Annotated in this window: 14 protein-coding genes and 1 tRNA gene; 4 read left to right on the top strand and 11 right to left on the bottom strand. The window is 61.9% G+C overall.

Features of this window, described 5'->3' with window-relative positions; translation table 11 throughout:
- The first annotated feature begins 298 nt into the window (after window positions 1-298).
- On the top strand, window positions 299-1999 hold the full coding sequence (locus SAZ10_RS26380) for a cisplatin damage response ATP-dependent DNA ligase (RefSeq protein ID WP_318612398.1): 1701 nt from the start codon (window positions 299-301) through the stop codon (window positions 1997-1999).
- On the opposite strand, the gene SAZ10_RS26375 is transcribed toward SAZ10_RS26380, so the two are convergent.
- From SAZ10_RS26375 to SAZ10_RS26365, 3 genes are all read right to left on the bottom strand, one after another.
- A complete protein-coding gene (locus SAZ10_RS26375; protein WP_318612397.1) occupies window positions 1977-3773 on the bottom strand; it encodes a hypothetical protein in 1797 nt (598 codons plus the stop codon). The genes SAZ10_RS26380 and SAZ10_RS26375 overlap by 23 nt on opposite strands.
- Window positions 3774-4033: 260 nt before the next feature.
- Window positions 4034-5083 carry a Gfo/Idh/MocA family oxidoreductase gene (locus SAZ10_RS26370; protein WP_318612396.1) on the bottom strand — a complete coding sequence of 350 codons (1050 nt, stop codon included), beginning with the start codon at window positions 5081-5083 and terminating at the stop codon, window positions 4034-4036.
- A gap of 3 nt (window positions 5084-5086) precedes the next feature.
- On the bottom strand, window positions 5087-5872 hold the full coding sequence (locus SAZ10_RS26365) for a ThuA domain-containing protein (protein ID WP_318612395.1): 786 nt from the start codon (window positions 5870-5872) through the stop codon (window positions 5087-5089).
- Window positions 5873-6091: 219 nt separating this feature from the next.
- On the opposite strand from SAZ10_RS26365, the gene SAZ10_RS26360 reads away from it, so the two are divergent.
- Window positions 6092-6167 (top strand) — tRNA-Thr (locus tag SAZ10_RS26360).
- Between the two features lie 150 nt (window positions 6168-6317).
- Here the strand turns inward: SAZ10_RS26360 and SAZ10_RS26355 are convergent.
- The 5 genes from SAZ10_RS26355 to SAZ10_RS26335 all read right to left on the bottom strand — a co-directional run bounded on the left by SAZ10_RS26355 (window position 6318) and on the right by SAZ10_RS26335 (window position 12742).
- Window positions 6318-7742 (bottom strand): calcium-binding protein, encoded by a 1425-nt coding sequence (locus SAZ10_RS26355; protein WP_318612394.1) that lies wholly within the window; start codon window positions 7740-7742, stop codon window positions 6318-6320.
- Window positions 7743-8728: 986 nt separating this feature from the next.
- Entirely contained in the window at window positions 8729-10129 is a 1401-nt protein-coding gene (locus SAZ10_RS26350; RefSeq protein ID WP_318612393.1) for a hypothetical protein, read from the bottom strand.
- A 319-nt stretch (window positions 10130-10448) separates the two neighbouring features.
- Window positions 10449-10721 (bottom strand): GlsB/YeaQ/YmgE family stress response membrane protein, encoded by a 273-nt coding sequence (locus SAZ10_RS26345; protein WP_318612392.1) that lies wholly within the window; start codon window positions 10719-10721, stop codon window positions 10449-10451.
- Window positions 10722-10741: 20 nt separating this feature from the next.
- A complete protein-coding gene (locus SAZ10_RS26340) occupies window positions 10742-11269 on the bottom strand; it encodes a YidB family protein (RefSeq protein ID WP_318612391.1) in 528 nt (175 codons plus the stop codon).
- A 264-nt stretch (window positions 11270-11533) separates the two neighbouring features.
- Window positions 11534-12742 (bottom strand): transporter substrate-binding domain-containing protein, encoded by a 1209-nt coding sequence (locus SAZ10_RS26335; protein WP_318612390.1) that lies wholly within the window; start codon window positions 12740-12742, stop codon window positions 11534-11536.
- 207 nt (window positions 12743-12949) lie between these two features.
- Between SAZ10_RS26335 and SAZ10_RS26330 the strand changes: the two genes are divergently transcribed.
- Together SAZ10_RS26330 and SAZ10_RS26325 are read left to right on the top strand one after the other, a co-directional pair.
- Window positions 12950-14251 carry an NAD(P)/FAD-dependent oxidoreductase gene (locus SAZ10_RS26330; protein ID WP_318612389.1) on the top strand — a complete coding sequence of 434 codons (1302 nt, stop codon included), beginning with the start codon at window positions 12950-12952 and terminating at the stop codon, window positions 14249-14251.
- A gap of 147 nt (window positions 14252-14398) precedes the next feature.
- Window positions 14399-14788, top strand: coding sequence for a DUF3307 domain-containing protein (locus SAZ10_RS26325; RefSeq protein WP_318612388.1), 390 nt, complete (start codon window positions 14399-14401; stop codon window positions 14786-14788).
- A gap of 248 nt (window positions 14789-15036) precedes the next feature.
- Here SAZ10_RS26325 and SAZ10_RS26320 read toward each other — a convergent pair whose 3' ends face one another.
- Genes SAZ10_RS26320 through SAZ10_RS26310 form a run of 3 tightly spaced genes read right to left on the bottom strand, consistent with a single transcriptional unit; the run spans window position 15037 to window position 17626 of the window.
- On the bottom strand, window positions 15037-15867 hold the full coding sequence (locus tag SAZ10_RS26320) for a dipeptide ABC transporter ATP-binding protein (RefSeq protein ID WP_318612387.1): 831 nt from the start codon (window positions 15865-15867) through the stop codon (window positions 15037-15039).
- The gene (locus SAZ10_RS26315; RefSeq protein ID WP_318612386.1) at window positions 15864-16721 is read right to left on the bottom strand and encodes an ABC transporter ATP-binding protein; all 858 of its coding nucleotides are present in this window, start codon (window positions 16719-16721) and stop codon (window positions 15864-15866) included. The genes SAZ10_RS26320 and SAZ10_RS26315 overlap by 4 nt, the downstream gene beginning before the upstream one ends.
- Window positions 16722-16723: 2 nt before the next feature.
- Window positions 16724-17626, bottom strand: coding sequence for an ABC transporter permease subunit (locus tag SAZ10_RS26310; RefSeq protein WP_318612385.1), 903 nt, complete (start codon window positions 17624-17626; stop codon window positions 16724-16726).
- Window positions 17627-17630: the final 4 nt, after the last annotated feature.

Below are 17630 nucleotides of genomic sequence, written 5' to 3'. Positions count from 1 at the left end.
GGACATCTCCCCCACAAGGGGCAGGTCAATTGCATATGGCGCAGCAGACCCCCACTCCGCCTCGCTTTGCTCGGCACCTCTCCCCCTCAAAAGGGGAGAGGAAGGGCACCTGGCATTGCGGCCGGCGCTTCCTCTCCCCCGTCGACCGGGGGAGTGGTGGTTCGCGAAGCGAACCGGAGTGGGGGTCGATCTCATCGGCGATTACCCTGCCCACAAGACAGAGAATTCCGGCCCCTTCGACAAGCTCAGGCCAGAGGGGGCCAATGTAGGGCGCCAACCCTTTTGCGTTCAATCCAACATGAATCGCTTCGCAGAGCTGCTTGACCGCCTCGTGCTGACGCCGTCGCGCAACGGCAAGCTGAGGCTGCTGACCGACTATTTCCGCACAGTCGAGGATCCCGACCGGGGGCTCGCGCTGGCGGCGATCACCGGCGATCTGTCGATCGCTGCGGTGAAGCCGGCCATGCTGCGTGCGCTGGTCGTCGAGCGCGTCGATCCCGTCCTGTTCGGCTATTCCTATGACTATGTGGGCGACCTCGCGGAAACGGTATCGCTGATCTGGCCCGAGCCACAGGAACGCATCCAGGAGAAGCGGTCGGCGGATCACCGTCCCGTTGCGCGACTGAACAAGGACCAGCCGCCAGTGGTCGGGCATTCGCTGACGCTTGGCGAGGTGGTGGGCCGGCTGCAGGGCGCCAGCCGCTCCGACGGACCGAAGATCGTCGCCAATCTGCTCGACAGCGTCGACATCCCGGCACGTTTCGCACTTATCAAGCTCGTCACCGGCGGCTTGCGCATCGGCGTGTCGGCGCGTCTTGCCAAGCAGGCGGTGGCCGATCTCGGCGGTGTCGATGTCGGTGAGATCGAGGAGCTCTGGCACGGACTTCAGCCGCCCTACACCAGCCTTTTCCAGTGGCTCGAAGGCAAAGGGCCAAAGCCGGAAAAACGCGCCGCCGCACTTTTCCGGCCGGTCATGCTTTCCAACGCCGTCGAGGAGGCCGACCTCGAAAAGCTCGACCCTGCCGACTATGCCGCGGAGTGGAAATGGGACGGCATTCGCGTCCAGGTCGTCAGCGAAGGCGGCGTGCGCCGGGTCTATTCGCGCACGGGTGACGACACTTCGGGCGCATTCCCGGATCTCGTCGAGGCCATGAACTTCGAAGCCGTGCTCGATGGAGAACTGCTGGTCGGCCGGCCACCTGAATGGACGGGGACATTCTCGGACCTGCAGCAACGGCTGAATCGCAAGAGCGTGTCGCCCAAGATGCGCGAGCAATATCCAGCCTTCGTGCGCTGCTATGACATCCTGCAGATCGGGGAAGAGGACGCGCGCGCCCTGCCCTATACGGAACGACGTATGCGGCTGGAAGCATTCCTGGCCACCCTCGACCCGGCGCGCTTTGACCTTTCGCCCGAAGTTCCCTTTTCAGACTGGGCAACGCTCGACGAGCTGCGCAAGAGCCCACCGCACCCGGTGATCGAGGGCATGATGCTCAAGCGGCGCGACTCCGCCTATCTCGCCGGCCGGCCCAAAGGCCCATGGTTCAAGTGGAAACGCGACCCGCACACGGTCGATGCCGTGCTTATGTATGCGCAGCGCGGCCACGGCAAGCGGTCGAGCTACTATTCCGACTTCACCTTCGGCGTATGGGACGGCCCGGTCGGGCAAGCCTCGCTGGTTCCGGTCGGCAAGGCCTATTTCGGCTTCACCGACGAGGAACTCCGGCAGCTCGACAAATATGTGCGCGACAACACGGTCGAGCGCTTCGGTCCGGTGCGCTCGGTGCGCGCGGAACCTGCCCACGGCCTCGTTCTGGAGGTGGCGTTCGAGGGCCTCCAGAAATCGCCGCGGCATCGCTCGGGCGTGGCGATGCGCTTTCCGCGAATCTCGCGCATCAGATGGGACAAGCCGGCGTCGGAAGCCGACCGCATCGACTATCTGCAGACTATGCTCGAAGTCGGGACGCGATCGGCTCCTACTCGGAAACCGAAACCTTGATCTCGTAGATGTCGATCGACTTGCCGCCATTATCGATGTCGGAATTTATGGCGATCGTGCCTTCGGAGCCCGGCGGCTTGGCAGGCATGTCCATCTCGAACAGGAAATCGGCTTTCTGATAGGATGCGCGATAGCGCTTGCGGCCGCAGTCCCCGAGCTCGCCGAAATTGCAGTCGACCGAGAATTGCGTCTCCTTGCCCTCCTCCGACCGCGCGACGATGTCGAAGACCGCATGCTTACCCGATATCTGTTCCAGCAGGCCCTTTGGAACGTCGAAAACGACTGCCGATCCCGAAGCGCTGGAGCGTATGCGCGCGAAGCCGCCGGTGTCGTCTTTCATCACGTCGGCCTTGGTGTTGCCCGGCGCATTGACCGTCGTCGGATCGGACGGCGAGAAGACAAGCGTCCAGTCGCGCCCTGTGTCCGCCTGACCGGGTCTTGCCGGCGCCCCTTCTTCGCCCGGCGTGAAGTTCTCGTCATCGGGCGGAACTTGCGTGATTCCGTCCATATCGGACGGCCCCGGAATCTTGATCAGGCCTGTGGATATCGCCCACCAGACTCCGATTGCGGCAAGCGCAAGCAGCGTTACGCCGAGGAAGATTGCGGCAAACGGCCGGCGTCGCTCGATCGCGACATTGGGGCCGTCGGCAGCGATAATCTGGTCGCTCGCGAACTCAGGCTCGGCGGAGGGCAACGGCTCGAAGTCGCTCGCATCGGGAAAGAAGACCTCGGGAACCGGCCGCCTTGTATCGGCATCCCGTTCAGGCGCAGCCTGCACCTCAGGGGCGCGAGGCTCGGACGGCGGCTGGGGCCGGCGTCCATTGGCGGCCGGCGAAACTGGATTCGGGATTTCGGCCATCCTCGGTTCGATCCGCTCTGCGGAAGGACGCCGCGTCGCCGCATCTCGTGGAGGCGCGGCGCGGACTTCCGGCGCCCGCGGCTCGATTCGCCCCGGCGTCGAGCCAGGTCGGGATTGCGGGACCAGCGGCTCGATCCGCTCCACGACCGGGCCACGGACTGCAGCGCCTCGCAAGGGCGCGGGTTGGACTTCCGGCGGTCGCGGCTCTGGCCGCTCCGGAGCAGGACGCCGGGCAGCGGTGTCTCGCAAGGGTGCAGGTTGGACGTCCGGAACCAGCGGCTCTATCCGCTCCAGAACCGGGCTGCGAGCATCGGCGTCCCGCAAGGAAGCGGGTTGGAGTTCGGGCGCTCGCGGCTCGATCCGCTCGGGACTCGAGCCAACGGCCGCGGGGTCCCGCGAAGGTACGGCCGGGATTTCCGGAGCGCGAGGCTCTGTCCTCTCGGAGATGGGTTGCCTCGCGTCGGGTTCCCGCGGCGCCGCGGCTGGGGGCGTGGGCGCCCGCGGCTCTGTCGGCTCGGGGATCGGCACGATCGGATCCGAGGCGCGCGACATTGCCGCTGCAACCGGGTCGACCGCAGGTGCCGCTCGCGGCGCGGCAGGAGTGCCAGGCTTGCCTTCCGGCTCTACCGGCGGCGCGATGAAGGACCAGTCGGAATCGGGGTGCGGCTGCACCGGCTTCGTCACCGGTGGTTCGACGGCTGGAACGGCCGGGATGAATTCCGTCTCGATCTCGATGATCTTGGCCTGGAGGTCGTTGCGGCGTTTTTCAACGATCTCAGGAGCAAGGTGCGGGTTGACCTGCAGTGCCCTATCGAGCGCCGCGAATGCCGAACGGTAGACCTTTTCCCGAAAGGCGCGATCATCGACGTCGCCCTTTTCGAAGGCGGTGCGGATCGCCTTTTCTATCGCATCCAATCGAGAATCCTCGCCAAACAGACCGCCTTTCTCATTAGTCGGCACTCGCGGGCGGTCCCGCAAACGCCTGTCAGGTTCCTCTGTTTGCTGCAGGTCCCTGTCGCAAACACATTTTGCGGAACCAGCTCAGATGGTTAGCCGCAACGCGGCCATCGCGCAACGTGCCGCTAATATGCAGCGTCGCACCAAAAAGTCCAATCGGCGCGCGAATTCGCGCCTGCTTGCAATTGATTGAATCAGCCGGACGGCCGGAGGCCTCGCTAAGCAAGCGTGACCGGCCGTCCGTTCGCAGCACTTTCGAAGACTGCGTCGATGACGCGCTGTATCTCGGCGGCCCGGCGGAAGGACGGATCACCGTTCTTGCCGGCGACAAGCGCATCGGCGAAGCGGCGCGCGTTGCGGCGCACAGGATCGAACTCGATCTCCTTCCAGCGGCTCCCGTCGATATCCTTGCCGAAACAGCCCTTCAGGCTCGATGTCTTGCCGTCGGTCTCCACGCGGAGCGCACCCTTGGTGCCGTGCAGCGAGAGCGTCAGATCGTTGAGGTGGCCGGTGGCGTAGCGCGTCGCAAGAATCGTCGCGAGCGCGCCCGAGCCGAGGCGCGCCGTCATCGCGACGCTGTCATTGGCGTCGAGCACATAGTCACCGATGCGGTCGCCTTTCGCCTTCGGGAAGGTGACCAGCGTGCCCTGCACGCTGACGATATCGTCAGCAGCGCCATAGGTCGCGAAATCGAGGATGTGGATGCCGACATCGCCGAGCACACCTGTCGAGCCGTGGTTCTTGGAGAGCCGCCACAGCCACTTGTCCTCGGTGCGCCAGTCGCCCCAGGCCTTGCTCACCAGCCAACTCTGGCGATAGCTCGCCTCGACATGGCGCAGCGCGCCGATGTCGCCGGCCTCCACCATCGCCCGCGCCTTCTGCAAGGCAGGCGAGTTACGGTAGGTGAGATTCACCATGTTGACCAGGCCGGCATCCTCGGCTGCTTCCGTCATGGCAAGGGCCTCGGCATGGTTCGGGGCGAGCGGTTTCTCGCAGAACACGTCCTTGCCGGCCGCAACCAGCGCCAGTGTCGTCGCCATATGCGCGCCGTCCGGCGTGCAGTTGATCGCGGCGTCGAAGCCGTCCCAGTCGATGGCCTTCTCGAGTGCCTCGAAGGAACGGCCGATGTCGTTCGCGTCTGCGAAAGCCTTGGCGCGGCCCGGGATGCGGTCCACGCAAGCGACGATCTTGCATTCCGGAATAGCAGCGAACTCAGCGATATGGTGGCCGGCGATGCCGCCGGTCCCAAGCAGAAGAAGCTTGCGCATGTCTCAGCCCGCGGGCTTCTTGGCATGCGAGTTCAGCTTGGGTCCCTTCTCGACCAGGGGTTCTTTCGTCTTTCCGACGGGCACGTTGATGCCGTCGGCGACCGTCGTCCACGGTTTGGCCGGGTTATACGCCCAGCGCACCGCATTGCGAAGCACCTTCTGCACGTCGGCATTGTGGTAGGTCGGGTAGGTCTCGTGGCCCGGCCGGAAATAGAAGATACGGCCGGCGCCGCGCTGGTAGGTCAGGCCGGAGCGGAACACCTCGCCGCCCTCGAACCAGGATATGAACACCGTCTCCATCGGCTCCGGCACGGTGAAGGGCTCGCCATACATCTCCTCGTGCTCGAGCTCGATGCATTCACCCAGGCCTTCGGCGATCGGGTGATTGCGATTGACCACCCAGATGCGCTCCCGCTCGCCGGCTTCGCGCCACTTCAAGGCGCAGGGCGTGCCCGTCAGGCGGCGCAAGATCTTGGAGAAGTGGCCGGAGTGGAGCACGATAAGGCCCATGCCCTCCCAGACCCGGCGCTGCACGCGCTCGACGATCGCGTCGTCGACTGCATCGTGCGCGGCATGGCCCCACCAGAGGAGCACGTCCGTCGCGGCAAGCCGCTTCTCTGTCAGCCCGTGCTCGGGCTCCTGAAGGGTGGCGGTGGTCGCCTCGATCGCCTTGTCCTGATTGAGGGCAGCCGCGATCGTCGCGTGCATCCCATCGGGATAGATCTCGCGCACCACCTCGTCGGTCTGCTCATGGACGTTCTCGCCCCAGACCACCGCCTTAATCGGCATAAACCCCCTCCAAAGCGCTTTGAAGCGCTGCAAAACTAATCCGTGGTCCGCCCAATGCAATATGCGTGGATTGGAAATTCACAACTGCACCAGCGAAAAGGCGCGGGCTGGCCGCCTGACGACCGATCATGCCCCGGGAATTTCGTTCGCCGCTTGAAATCGCCGCGCAATGCAGTTATCAGGCCTCACCTTCGACGGGCGAGATCGCCCGACCGGACTGCCGCTTTAGCTCAGTTGGTAGAGCACGTCATTCGTAATGATGGGGTCAGGTGTTCGAGTCACCTAAGCGGCACCAGTTCTTTATCGCTTGGCTTTGTTGACGAAATCGCCACAGCCCGAAGGTCCCGGGCTGGATGTAGGAGCCGATCGTCGTGGCCTGCCCGCAACGGCTGCGGGCAGGCTCGAGACGTCGACAGCGCGTTCTTCGACGCGGCGGAGAATGTCGTCAGACGATGACGAAATCCGCCGCCGATATCCAGGCGCGATTTGTCAGATCGGCGAAGTGGACCGCGGGGGTGGGACCAGAGCCGTCAGCATCATAGTACAGCTTGCCGGTATCGGTCTCATACATGATGCGATCGTTAGCGTCATGGGCGACGCCGCTCGTGTCGTACACGAAGGCAGATTTCGCGAGCTTGCCGGTATTCCCCAGAGCCTTGAAAACCGTGTGATCAAGCACAATCGTGTCGTCGTGGGCCCAGAAATCCGTGATCCGATCGACGTTACCGTTGCCAAGGGCGGTGGAGAACACGAAGTGGTCCGCACCGCGGCCCCCGGTGAGGACATCGCTGCCACCTTTGCCATCAATATAATTGGCGCCGAGATTGCCAATGATTTGCTGGCTCAGCTCGTTGCCGGTCAGGTCGATTTTTGTGGTGCCCTTCGCGTTCTCGGTCGCAAGCACCTCGACGTGCGAACCCGGAGTGAGCTTCCAGCTCACTGACGACAGCACCTTGTCGGTGCCGCCTCCGGCGGCCTCAACCACCTTATCCCCTGCATGATTGACATGATAGGTGTCGTTGCCGCCAAGGCCCTTCATCACATCCGCGCCAGCGGTGCCCCACAGGATGTCCGCGCCATTGGTCGCACCGGTCGGGGTCGGGTCTATAGCGCCCGAGCCTGCCCCGTCCGAGCCATTGTGCTGAAGGAACAAGTCCATCAGAGCCTGTGAATCGGGCAGCGTGGTCGATCCACGCTGCGATCCCCAGACATAGGCGTAGTCGAAGCCCGGCGAGGGAACATTGGCCTGCCAATGATCCAGCATCGTCTGCATCTGAGCGGCCGTCGGCAGGACGTACTGCCCGCCCGTATCGGTGTGCCACTCGCCGCCTCCGAAAGTCTGGTAGACGGGAACGATCTTGCTGATCGGAATGCCCGACGCAACGGCAGCATCGACCGTCCTGTCGATCATGTCGTAGTCGACCGGGGCTCCTCCCGTGCGGATGGGGTAAGGGTCCAAGCCGTAGTAGTCGATGCCGGTATTGGCAGGATTGAAGGTGCCCTCAAAGCTCGGATGAGCCGAGGAACCCATGTTCATCATCGTGATGAAGGTCTTGGCGCCTGACAGATTGGCGTGGATGTAGTCGGATTCGGCCTTGAGGTTGGCCGCGGTGGCAAAGGTGCCCCACTTTCCCGTGGGATCGGGCTCGTCGACCAGGAAGAAGCCGAACAGCTTGTCATTCCCTTTGAAGGCATCGACCTTTGCCTTGAAGGAGGACGTGGCCCCGTCGACCGCGTTCAGCCAGACCAGCCCCTTCATGCCGTCAGGCAGAGCGTTCAGTTGCGCGACGCTTTGAACGTCGGCCAGATTGAACCCTGCTCTCGCGATGTCCTCGCCAGAGCCCCCCGATGTGTAATGTAGAGTTGTCATCAATATCCCTTGTTCAATTCACCCACCCGTGGGCGGCGACCATAGAGACGCGCGGCCTCTCAACAAGAAAAATTTCTCACAGACAAAATACAACCGTCGGTTTATTCGCGACATTGCAACCGATGAGTTGTAGAATTCATGAATGTTGTTAGTTGTAATCTTTTTGCCGAATTCAAAAGGAATACACTATATTTATTCTTGTTATTCCAGTATTTTTCCAGGTACGAAAATCAATTCTGGCTGGCATCTTGAAGATTCCCGGTCCTGGGCGTCATGGCTCTTTGGATGTTACCTCGGGAGGGAGCGCACCGACCAAGTCAGATTCTAACCTCAGAAGATGAGCAGCGACCTTCACAAAGATGCGCGCATCAAGCCGATGGTAAGAGGCGGCCGAGGCGCTTGACCTGGCGTCTTCATCCGGATTCAACGGAAGGTCGCAAAGATAGCTGTGGACAACTCAGGCGCACACTATCTGCTCGGCAACCTGCTGCGGCGGCAAGGCATAGCTGCCTTTTCCAACTCCGCGTAACCGATGGCGCCCCCCAAACCGCTCAGAATTTCGCAAGGTTACGGAGTGGGCGCTACCTTCGGCTTTTTTCGTCAAAATGGGGTCGCGTGTACGCGTTGGGCAAGCGCTGGTGGGCTAAGCTTGCTCAACGGAACTGCGACAACAACGTCCTTCGGACAGACTGAGCGACGACAGTGGCCCAACCTTCAACGCCGATGCTAGCAGTGACGCAAAGGTGGCCAGGCCGCCGATTTGATGGCTGAGTCAGGTGGCGCCGCCCTCCACCCTGATCGGCCTTTTCAGCAGCGCGCCGCGCGAGCAGCGGCTGCGCCGCAGACGTGATGGCCAACGGCTGAGTCGAAGCGGTGACGAAGTCGAGCTCCGCACAAATCGCTTGATACCCTGCGGAGGACACTAGCCTCGCAGGCCCGTATTCTTGTCCGGGATTGCTTTTGCAAAGTCCCTTGCGTCGAGGACGCTATAGGCGATCGAGCATCCTGCTATTTGGCGTCAGCAGTTGAGCAGCTGTTGTCGTGGGAGTGGCCTTGCTCTGAAGATAGTACCAATCGACTCGGCCGGGGATGAAGTGCCTGGCTTCCGCGCGTGACCACATAGGAGTGTTGTGGTCGCCGACGACCAGGATATCGACAGGCGGCATGGTTGGATCGGCCGCGATCGCCGCGACTTTATCGAACACGCCCATCCAGATTTCGGTTAGTTCACAGGTCATGGGCGAGTCGATGACCGTGTCTGTCTGCCGACACTTCAACGGGCGATCCTTGCGCGCCTCATAAGGGAGGTGACTGTTCAAGGTCAGCCAATAGACGAATTTGCGTTTGGTCGAGCTCTGGGCCAGCTCCCGCTTGACCACCTCGCCCACATCGTCGTCGCACAATCCCCGTATCACGGTGCCACAGTGCTTTTGCGCAAGCTCAGGATGCGCTTGCTCGATATCCTCGCCGAAATTCATCCTTTGAATGCCTATTCGTGGATACCAGTCGCGCAAAGCGAACAGGTCGCTGTCATAGGCATCGTAGTTGATCGTCTCGAAATTCGCCTGGGCGAGCCTTGCCGGAAGACAGTCGTGAGGCTTGTGGTCGAGATAGTCGAGAAATGTACCCCACTTTCCGCAGAGTTCCCGCGACATTGCTCCGGTTGTTGACCCGTAATGCGTGTTGGTGCCGGACTTGAATATGAAGCGATCTCCAGCCGCAGAACGCAGCCTGCCAGCGAGAATCTCACGCTCGTTTGGATCGGCATAGGCACCGAGGCCTTCGACCAGAACAAAGAGGACGTTTCGATCTCTGGCGACGATATTTTCCGAGGTCAGGCCCGCCTGTTGCATGGCGCTCTGAAACTCGTCCGGCTTTGACTTGTATTGGTTGGTGCTGATGTCGACCCAGTAGAGGAAGAGTGCCGCGAGAATTGCCGGAATCAACGAAGAGGCCCGCAGGCGCCGGCGATTTGTGTCGACAAGGTGAGCAACGATACAGGCGGCTATCGCGAGATAGGCGGTTGCCCCGACATAGAGCAGCGAGGTGGAAACATTCAGACCAGGCACAAACCGCAAGGAGGCAAAGGCAACATCGAAGGGCATGTCGAAAGCCAATGCCACTATGATGAATCCATCGATAGCTGCCGCGACCAAATAACATAAATAGTTCAATGGCTTGGGCAGAAACAATGATAGGAGTCCGGCCGCCAGGTATAAAAACGGTCCGACTATGCGGCGGACCATCAGCCATGGCGATACCACAAGGAACAGGAGGTTGGGTAACAAGACCAGAATTGCGAGGCTGTACAGCGCGTCGCGGCTGAACATACGCCTTACGAGACTTCTGTCTGCCTGCCTCGCGTCTAGACGCACGCTGTCGGTCAAGGGTCGATCTCCGAGAGAAACCTTAACCAATACAGTTGAGTCGTTAACGTACAGTTGTCCTTATATTAGAAAAATATACATTAGTCTTGGGGCGCGCACCCGGGTCAGGAGGAGTTCGAGTTATTCATCCGCTTAATCTTTATGTTCTTCGAGCATGATCTAGCCGGGCTCCTGGTCGAATTCACCGATGCCGCGTCCGGACGGGCCTTAGGCTTCGCCCCTGGATGATCGCATCCAACTCGGCGCAACATCTCTTTCGGCTGCCCGGTAGATCAAGCCGGGCATGCCGCAGCTATCGACAGTTGCCGCTTCAGAACCGCTAAGTCGGCGGGGAGGCGCCTCGCCGGCTGGCGAAAAAGCCCCATACCAGCAACACGATCACTGCACCCACCACGGCGCCGATCAGGCCCGCCCCCTGGCCAGGGCCATACCAACCCAATGCGCGACCGAGATAGGTGGCGACCATGGCCCCGACTATTCCCAGAATTGCGGTCAGTACCCAGCCGCTAGGTTCGTTCCTCGAGCCAGGAACAAGGAATTTGGCAATGATTCCAGCGATCAACCCGATGATTATCGTCCAAATGACACTCATGGGACTTCCTCGAATCTCGACTAATTTGACCAGTTCGATGTCTCTTGCTCCGTCGGCAGCCGCCCTTGAGGGGTCAACTTGTCAACGGCTGTGGGCAGAACGGTCTTGAGACGGGAAAGCAGCTCGTCTCGGGACAGTCCAGTCTGCTTGGCGAGCTGGTCCAGCGTGTCGCTGCCAAGCGCATTGGCAAGCTGAGGCTCTTCAATCTCCTTGTTGGGACCAGACTGGACCCAGGAGTTTGCGACGTCACCCTGTCCGCTTCCTGTCAGGCTGCCCAGCAGGTCGCCCAATGCACCGGAGAGCCCCTGGCCGGAGAGCCCCTGCGTAGCGCCGGCGCCAAGCAATCCGCCCAGCAGACCACCCAATCCCCCGGCACCCGATGCTTGAGCACCAGTACTTGTTTGACCAGCTCCCGTACCTGTTTGTCCTGAAGGAGTTGTCGGGTTCTGCCCCGTGGCCATGCCGAGCAATTCGCCCAGGCGGTCTCGATTCTGCCAACCGGCCAGAGCCAGCATGGCCAGCAGAGCTGTCATGTTGCGGGATGCCATTTGGTCCTCCCATTGAGAGAGGCCCCGCCGCCTTGCGCGAGATTTGCGACGCTATCACCGTACGGCTAAGTTGTGAACCGTTGACGAGCACCTCAGGGCTGGCTGTAGACGCGACGCCATCACAAATTTGCGCGTCCGCGATCTACTCGACCTCTTGCCTCTACGCGTTGATGGCTCGGCGCGAGCATCGCGGGGAACTCAGACAAGTCGCTGAAGGCAATCGTGCCGATGCTCAGGGCTTCGGCCCCTCGAGCAAGTTTCAGCTCAGCGCTTCTCCCTGAGATATCTGAACAAGGTGTGCTTCCACCATTCCCCGTCGATCATCTCGAGCATCGCGAGGTCGATGGCTCTGCGGTAGCGACTCCCTACCGGCATGGCGATGCCATAGCCTTGTTGGTCGAACATATTGTCGAGGATTTCGACCTGGCCCGACAGTTCGCCGGCAGCGATCCAGGACAGGAGCGGCTTGTCGTAGACGAAGGCGTCAATGGAACCGGTGCTCAGGGCCGTGAGCCCGTCCTTCGCGTTCTGGAAACTGCGGTACCTGATACGCTCGGCATCGAGAAAGCCGATGGATGATGTGCCTCCGACCGCGCCCACGCGAACCCTAGGCAAGTCATCAAGACCGTTCACCAGCCCGCGAATCTCCCGAGTGGTAAGGGCCGAGGTCACACTGGCGGTGAACACCGCGATGGTAATGATTGACCCGATCATCCAGATGATCGCAAGGGCGCGGCCGGCCATGGTCTTTGGACCGCGAAGGCCAGTACTTGCTTGCGTCATTGCTTCAGCGGACCACCAGATGCTGGCGCCGAGCCCCTGGGCTGCACCGCCGCCAAAATCCTCGTTATGTCTGTGCTCAAACAGCCAGATCAGCGCTCCCATGAAGAGCGCGAGACCAATGAGCACGCCCGCGGCTTGAAAGAAGCCGGAAGATGTCAAGGTGCGGCTGATCTCAGGCCAGAGCAATGCGCGCCTCACGGGAACTGCGATGCCAAGGCCGGCGCTATAGAAGGGCTGGGAGAAATCGACCATGCGCTCGCGATCGGGAGCAATTGTGATCGCCGCGATGGAAAGGTCATAGGAACCGCGCGCCGTTTTATCGACCAGGCTTTGCACAGACGTTTCCTCGACGAAGCGAAACCTGACGCCAAGCTTCTCAGCGATGTGCTGCCAGAGCTCGATGGATATGCCCGTCCACGCGCCTTTAGAGTCCTTCATTGCGAATGGCGGCGCCTCCTTCGTTCCGACAAGGAGTTCCCGATTGGGGAAATCGTCCGCGCCGGCTTGCGGCGATGCTGGGCTCGGTGGAGCCGGCGTGACAGCGATGGCTTGGGCAGAGCAGGCTCTGTCCTGAGTGGCGGCAATTCCCAGCATCATTGCCACGGCGAGAAAAGCCAGGAAATAACGCCTCAGCTTTGCCGCCGAGGGACCGATCACGATCCTTTCCTTCCATTCAACCGTCTCAGTCATGGCGTCCCCGACAGTATCAAGGATAGGACGAGAGCTTGCCGAGCCCGATATCATATTGGCCAAACTTCGAAATCACTATACTGGCGGTCCGATTCATCTTGCTTCATGGCGGGATAAGGTCGGTTTGGCCGTCGGTGCTGACATACTGGGCGTCAGCGTCGTATGATCTGCGGCACGGCCCGAAATGTCTGGAGCGGCGAGATCGAAATGAGCCTCGTGCAGACCGGAACGCGGTCACCGGAAACAGGAACCGCACCGTCCCTCCGACCACGTGTGGTCATCATCGGAGCCGGCTTCGGCGGCATTAATGCGGCAATGGGGCTGCGCCACACCGATGTCGACGTGACGGTGATCGACCGGCGCAACTATCATCTGTTCCAGCCGCTTCTCTACCAGGTGGCGACCGCCGGCCTCTCGCCGGCGCAGGTGGCTATGCCCATCCGCCATATTCTCCGGCGCCAGAAGAACGCGACCGTACTCATGGAGAAGGTCGAGGATGTCGACAAAGAAGCCCGGCTCGTGATCACTTCGACGCGCCGCATCCCTTACGACTATCTCGTCATCGCAACCGGGGCGCAGCATGCCTATTTCGGCCATGACGACTGGGAGGAGATCGCGCCGGGGCTGAAGACGATCGGTGACGCCACCGAGATCCGCGCCCGCATCCTCACCGCCTTCGAGAAGGCCGAGGTGTCCGACGATGCGGCCGAGCGGGCGAGGCTGCTCACCTTCGTCGTCGTCGGCGGCGGCCCAACCGGCGTCGAGCTTGCCGGCGCCATCGTCGAATTGGCGCGAAAAGCGATCGTGAGTGATTTTCGTCACATCGATTCCTCGGCAGCGCGCGTAATTTTGGTCGAGGCGGGTCCAAGGCTGCTCCCCGCATTCCCCGAGGACCTTTCCGCCTCGGCCAGGCGGCAGCTCGAGAAGTTGGGAGTAGAAGTGAGGCTCGGGCAGGCTGTCACGCAATGCGACGCGGCTGGCGTCACGCTTGCCGACGGCGAGACGATCGCCTCGGCCTGCCTGCTGTGGGCGGCCGGCGTCACGGCCTCGCGCGCGGCGAAATGGCTGGAGGCCGAAGCGGATCGCGCCGGCCGCGTGGTCGTCAGCGGCGACCTCAGCCTGCCGAACCATCCAGAGGTCTTCGTCATCGGCGATACTGCCCTAGTCAAGGGAACGGACGGCCAGTTCGTTCCCGGCGTGGCTGCCGCGGCCAAGCAGATGGGCAAGTATGCTGCCGATGTGATCAAGGCCCGGCTCGCCGGCAAGCCGGCCAAGCCCTTCCGCTATATCAACTACGGCAATCTCGCCACGATCGGCCGCAAGGCGGCGGTCGCCGATTTCGGATGGATCAGGCTCTCCGGTTTTCCAGCCTGGCTGCTATGGACCTTCGCCCACCTCTGGTTCCTGGTCGGCTTCCGCAACCGCGTCATCGTCTTTCTCGATTGGGCGTGGGCCTATGTGACCTATGACCGCGGAGCCCGCCTCATCACCGAGCGGCGCAGCACTTAAGCTGTCCCCTGCTCCAGAAATTCGTGGATTTTCGAGAGGCGGAACAAAGCGTAAATTCAATCAGCCGAATATGGGAAGCGCAGTGACATCACATGGAGACCGACACCTGAATTTCGGCACAGCTTCGGCCGCACCTGGAGTATGCTCATGCAACCGGTGACAGTGATGATCGCGATGCTCATCTGGCTGCAGGTGAAGCACTACGTCGCAGACTATGTGCTGCAGCCCGGCTGGATGATTGCGGCCAAGGGCAATCTGCGCAAGCAAGGCGGCTATGTCCATGCCGGCATCCATGCACTCGGCTCGGTTCCCGCCTATCTGATGGTCGGGCTCGGCGCCCTCCCGATTGTCGTCCTCATGGTGATCGAATTCGTCATCCATTACCTGATCGACTTTACCAAGGCGGGACTTTCCGGCCGCAGCGACGCCGGTCCGAGCACGCAAAGCTTCTGGGCGCTTCACGGTGCCGACCAGCTCGCGCACCAGCTCACCTATGCCGGGCTGATCTATGCGGCGTTGGTGATGGCGGTGTCCTAACAGTCATCCGGACAACGCCGCGCCCTGCAGACCCCTCATCCGTCTCGGCACTTCGCGCCGAGCCACCTTCTCCCACAAGGGGAGAAGGGGGAGTGCTGCATAGGCGTCTCTGCCAATCTTCGACGTTCGAGATTTGCGGCGAGCTCAAATGCCAGGCTCCCCCTTCTCCCCTTGTGGGAGAAGGTGTCGCCGAAGGCGACGGATGAGGGGTCCTCCAGCTTGACGCTGCCGCCGGAGCAAGCGCCCGCTCACGCCGCCTTCTTCTTGGCCAGCCTCGCGCGGATGCTTTCGACATCGGCGCGCGGCGTCGCGGCAAACAGCACCTTGGTGTAGGGGTGCTGAGGGTTGGTGAAGACCGCGTCGCGCGTGCCGTATTCGACGGCTTCGCCGTAATACATGACCATCACATGGTCGGCGATGTAGCGGACCACAGAGAGGTCGTGGCTGATGAAGATGTAAGTGAGCTGGAACTCGTCCTGCAGATCGGCAAGCAGGTTGAGCACCTGCGCCTGGACGGACAGGTCGAGCGCCGAGACAGGTTCATCGAGCACCAGCAGGCTTGGCCGCAGCATCAGGGCACGCGCGATCGCGATGCGCTGGCGCTGGCCGCCGGAGAACATATGCGGGTAGCGGTTGAAATGCTCCGGTCCGAGACCGACCTTGGTCAACATTTCGACCGCTAGGTCGCGCCGTTCGGCGGCAGGCGTGTCGGTGTTGATCACCAGCGGCTCCATCAGAACGTCGCCGATCTTCTGGCGCGGGTTGAGTGAGCCGTAGGGGTTCTGGAAAACGATCTGCACCTTGCGGCGCAGGTCGGGCGTCATCCGTTCGCGCGCGATATCGACCTTGCGGCCATCGAGGAAGAGCTCGCCCGAGGTCGCCGCATCGATCAATGTGATGATGCGGGCGAGAGTCGATTTCCCGCAGCCCGATTCTCCAACGATCGCCAGCGTTTCGCCTTTCTCGACCGTGAAGCTGACGCCTTTGACGGCATGCACCGTGCGGGCCTTCGTGAAGAGGCCGCCCTGGACGTGATAGTCGCGGACTATGTTGCGGCCTTCGACGACGATCTCGCTCATTCGGCTGCCCCCGGTATCGCCGCCTCGTCGTCGAGCACGAAACCTTTCATCGTCGGCAGGCGGTCGCCGACCGCATTCTCGGGCAGCGCCGAGAGAAGCATCTTCGTATAGGGATGCTTCGGCGCCTCGAACAGCGAGAGCACGTCGGCCTCCTCCATCTTGCGGCCCTTGTACTGGACGATGACGCGATCGGCCGTCTCGGCGACCACGCCCATATTGTGCGTGATCATGATCAGCCCCATGCCGTGCTTGGCCTGCAGGCTGACCAGAAGATCGAGGATCTGTTTCTGTATGGTGACATCGAGCGCGGTGGTCGGCTCGTCGGCGATCAAAAGCTTCGGATTGCAGGCGATCGCGATCGCGATCATAACGCGCTGACACTGCCCGCCGGACATCTGGTGCGGATAAGAGTCGAGGCGCTCGGCAGGTTCGGGAATACCTACCGACTTCAGCAGCTCGATCGCGCGCTCACGGCGCGCCGTGCGGTCGAGACCGAGATGATAGCGGAGTGTCTCCTCGATCTGGAAGCCTACCGTGAAGCAGGGATTGAGGCTCGCCATCGGCTCCTGGAAGATCATGGCGATGTCCTTGCCGATGATCCTGCGGCGCTCGGCGTTGCTCATCGCCAGCAGGTCGCGGCCGGCGAAAGTCATCCGGTCCGCTTTAATGGTCGCGGTCCACGGCAAAAGACCCATGACCGCCAGCATCGACACCGATTTGCCGGAGCCGGATTCTCCGACGATCGCCAGCACCTCGCGCGCGTCGACCGAAAGCGACACGCCGTTCACGGCGCGGAAAGGCCCGGCAGCAGTCTCGAACTCGACGACGAGGTTCTGGATCTCGAGCAGAGCCATCGTCACGACCTCTTCATCTTCGGGTCGAGCGCGTCGCGAAGCCCGTCGCCCATCAGATTGATGGCGAGCACCGTGATCAGGATCGCAAGACCCGGGAAAGTGACCACCCACCAGGCACGCAGGATGAACTCGCGGGATTCGGCGAGCATGGTGCCCCATTCGGGGGTCGGCGGCTGTGCGCCCATGCCCAGGAAGCCGAGAGCGGCCGCGCTGAGAATTGCCTCGGAGAAGGCGAGCGCCGCCTGCACGATCAGCGGCGCCATGCAGTTGGGCAGGATGGTGCGGAACATGAGGCGCAGCGGCCCTGCCCCGGCGACCCGCGCGGCCGTCACATAGTCACGCGTTTTCTCGCTGATCACGGCAGCTCGGGTGAGGCGCACGAAATGCGGCTGCATGACGAGCGCGATCGCGATCATGGCATTGACAAGACCCGGCCCGAGCACGGCAACCAGGACCAGTGCCAGCAGCAACGAGGGAAAGGCGAGAATGACGTCCATCACCCGCATGATGACGGTATCGACCCAGCCGCGAAAATAGCCGGCCACCAATCCGATCACGATGCCGCCGACCAGCGCCACCAGCGTTACGACGACACCGATGAAAAGCGAAAAGCGGGCGCCATAGATCAGGCGTGAAAGGATGTCGCGACCGACCGGGTCGGTGCCCAGCAGATAGGCGGCGCGGCCGCCCGCCTGCCATGCCGGCGGCACGAGCACAGCGTCGCGATATTGCAAATAGGGTTCATGTGGCGCGATCAGCGGCGCCAGCAGCGCGACAAGAACCGTCAGTAGGAACACAACCAGCCCCATCACCGCGCCGCGGTTCTCGGAGAAGTAGTACCAGAACTCGGCAAGCATCCGCCAGCGTGGCGAAATCTTTTCCTGATTGGTTGCTATGGTGGCCATTCCG

Origin of the sequence: Mesorhizobium sp. BAC0120 (genome assembly GCF_033542235.1) — a bacterium.
Lineage (GTDB): Bacteria > Pseudomonadota > Alphaproteobacteria > Rhizobiales > Rhizobiaceae > JAWRCU01.
This window is presented reverse-complemented; position numbering and strand designations above follow the sequence as displayed.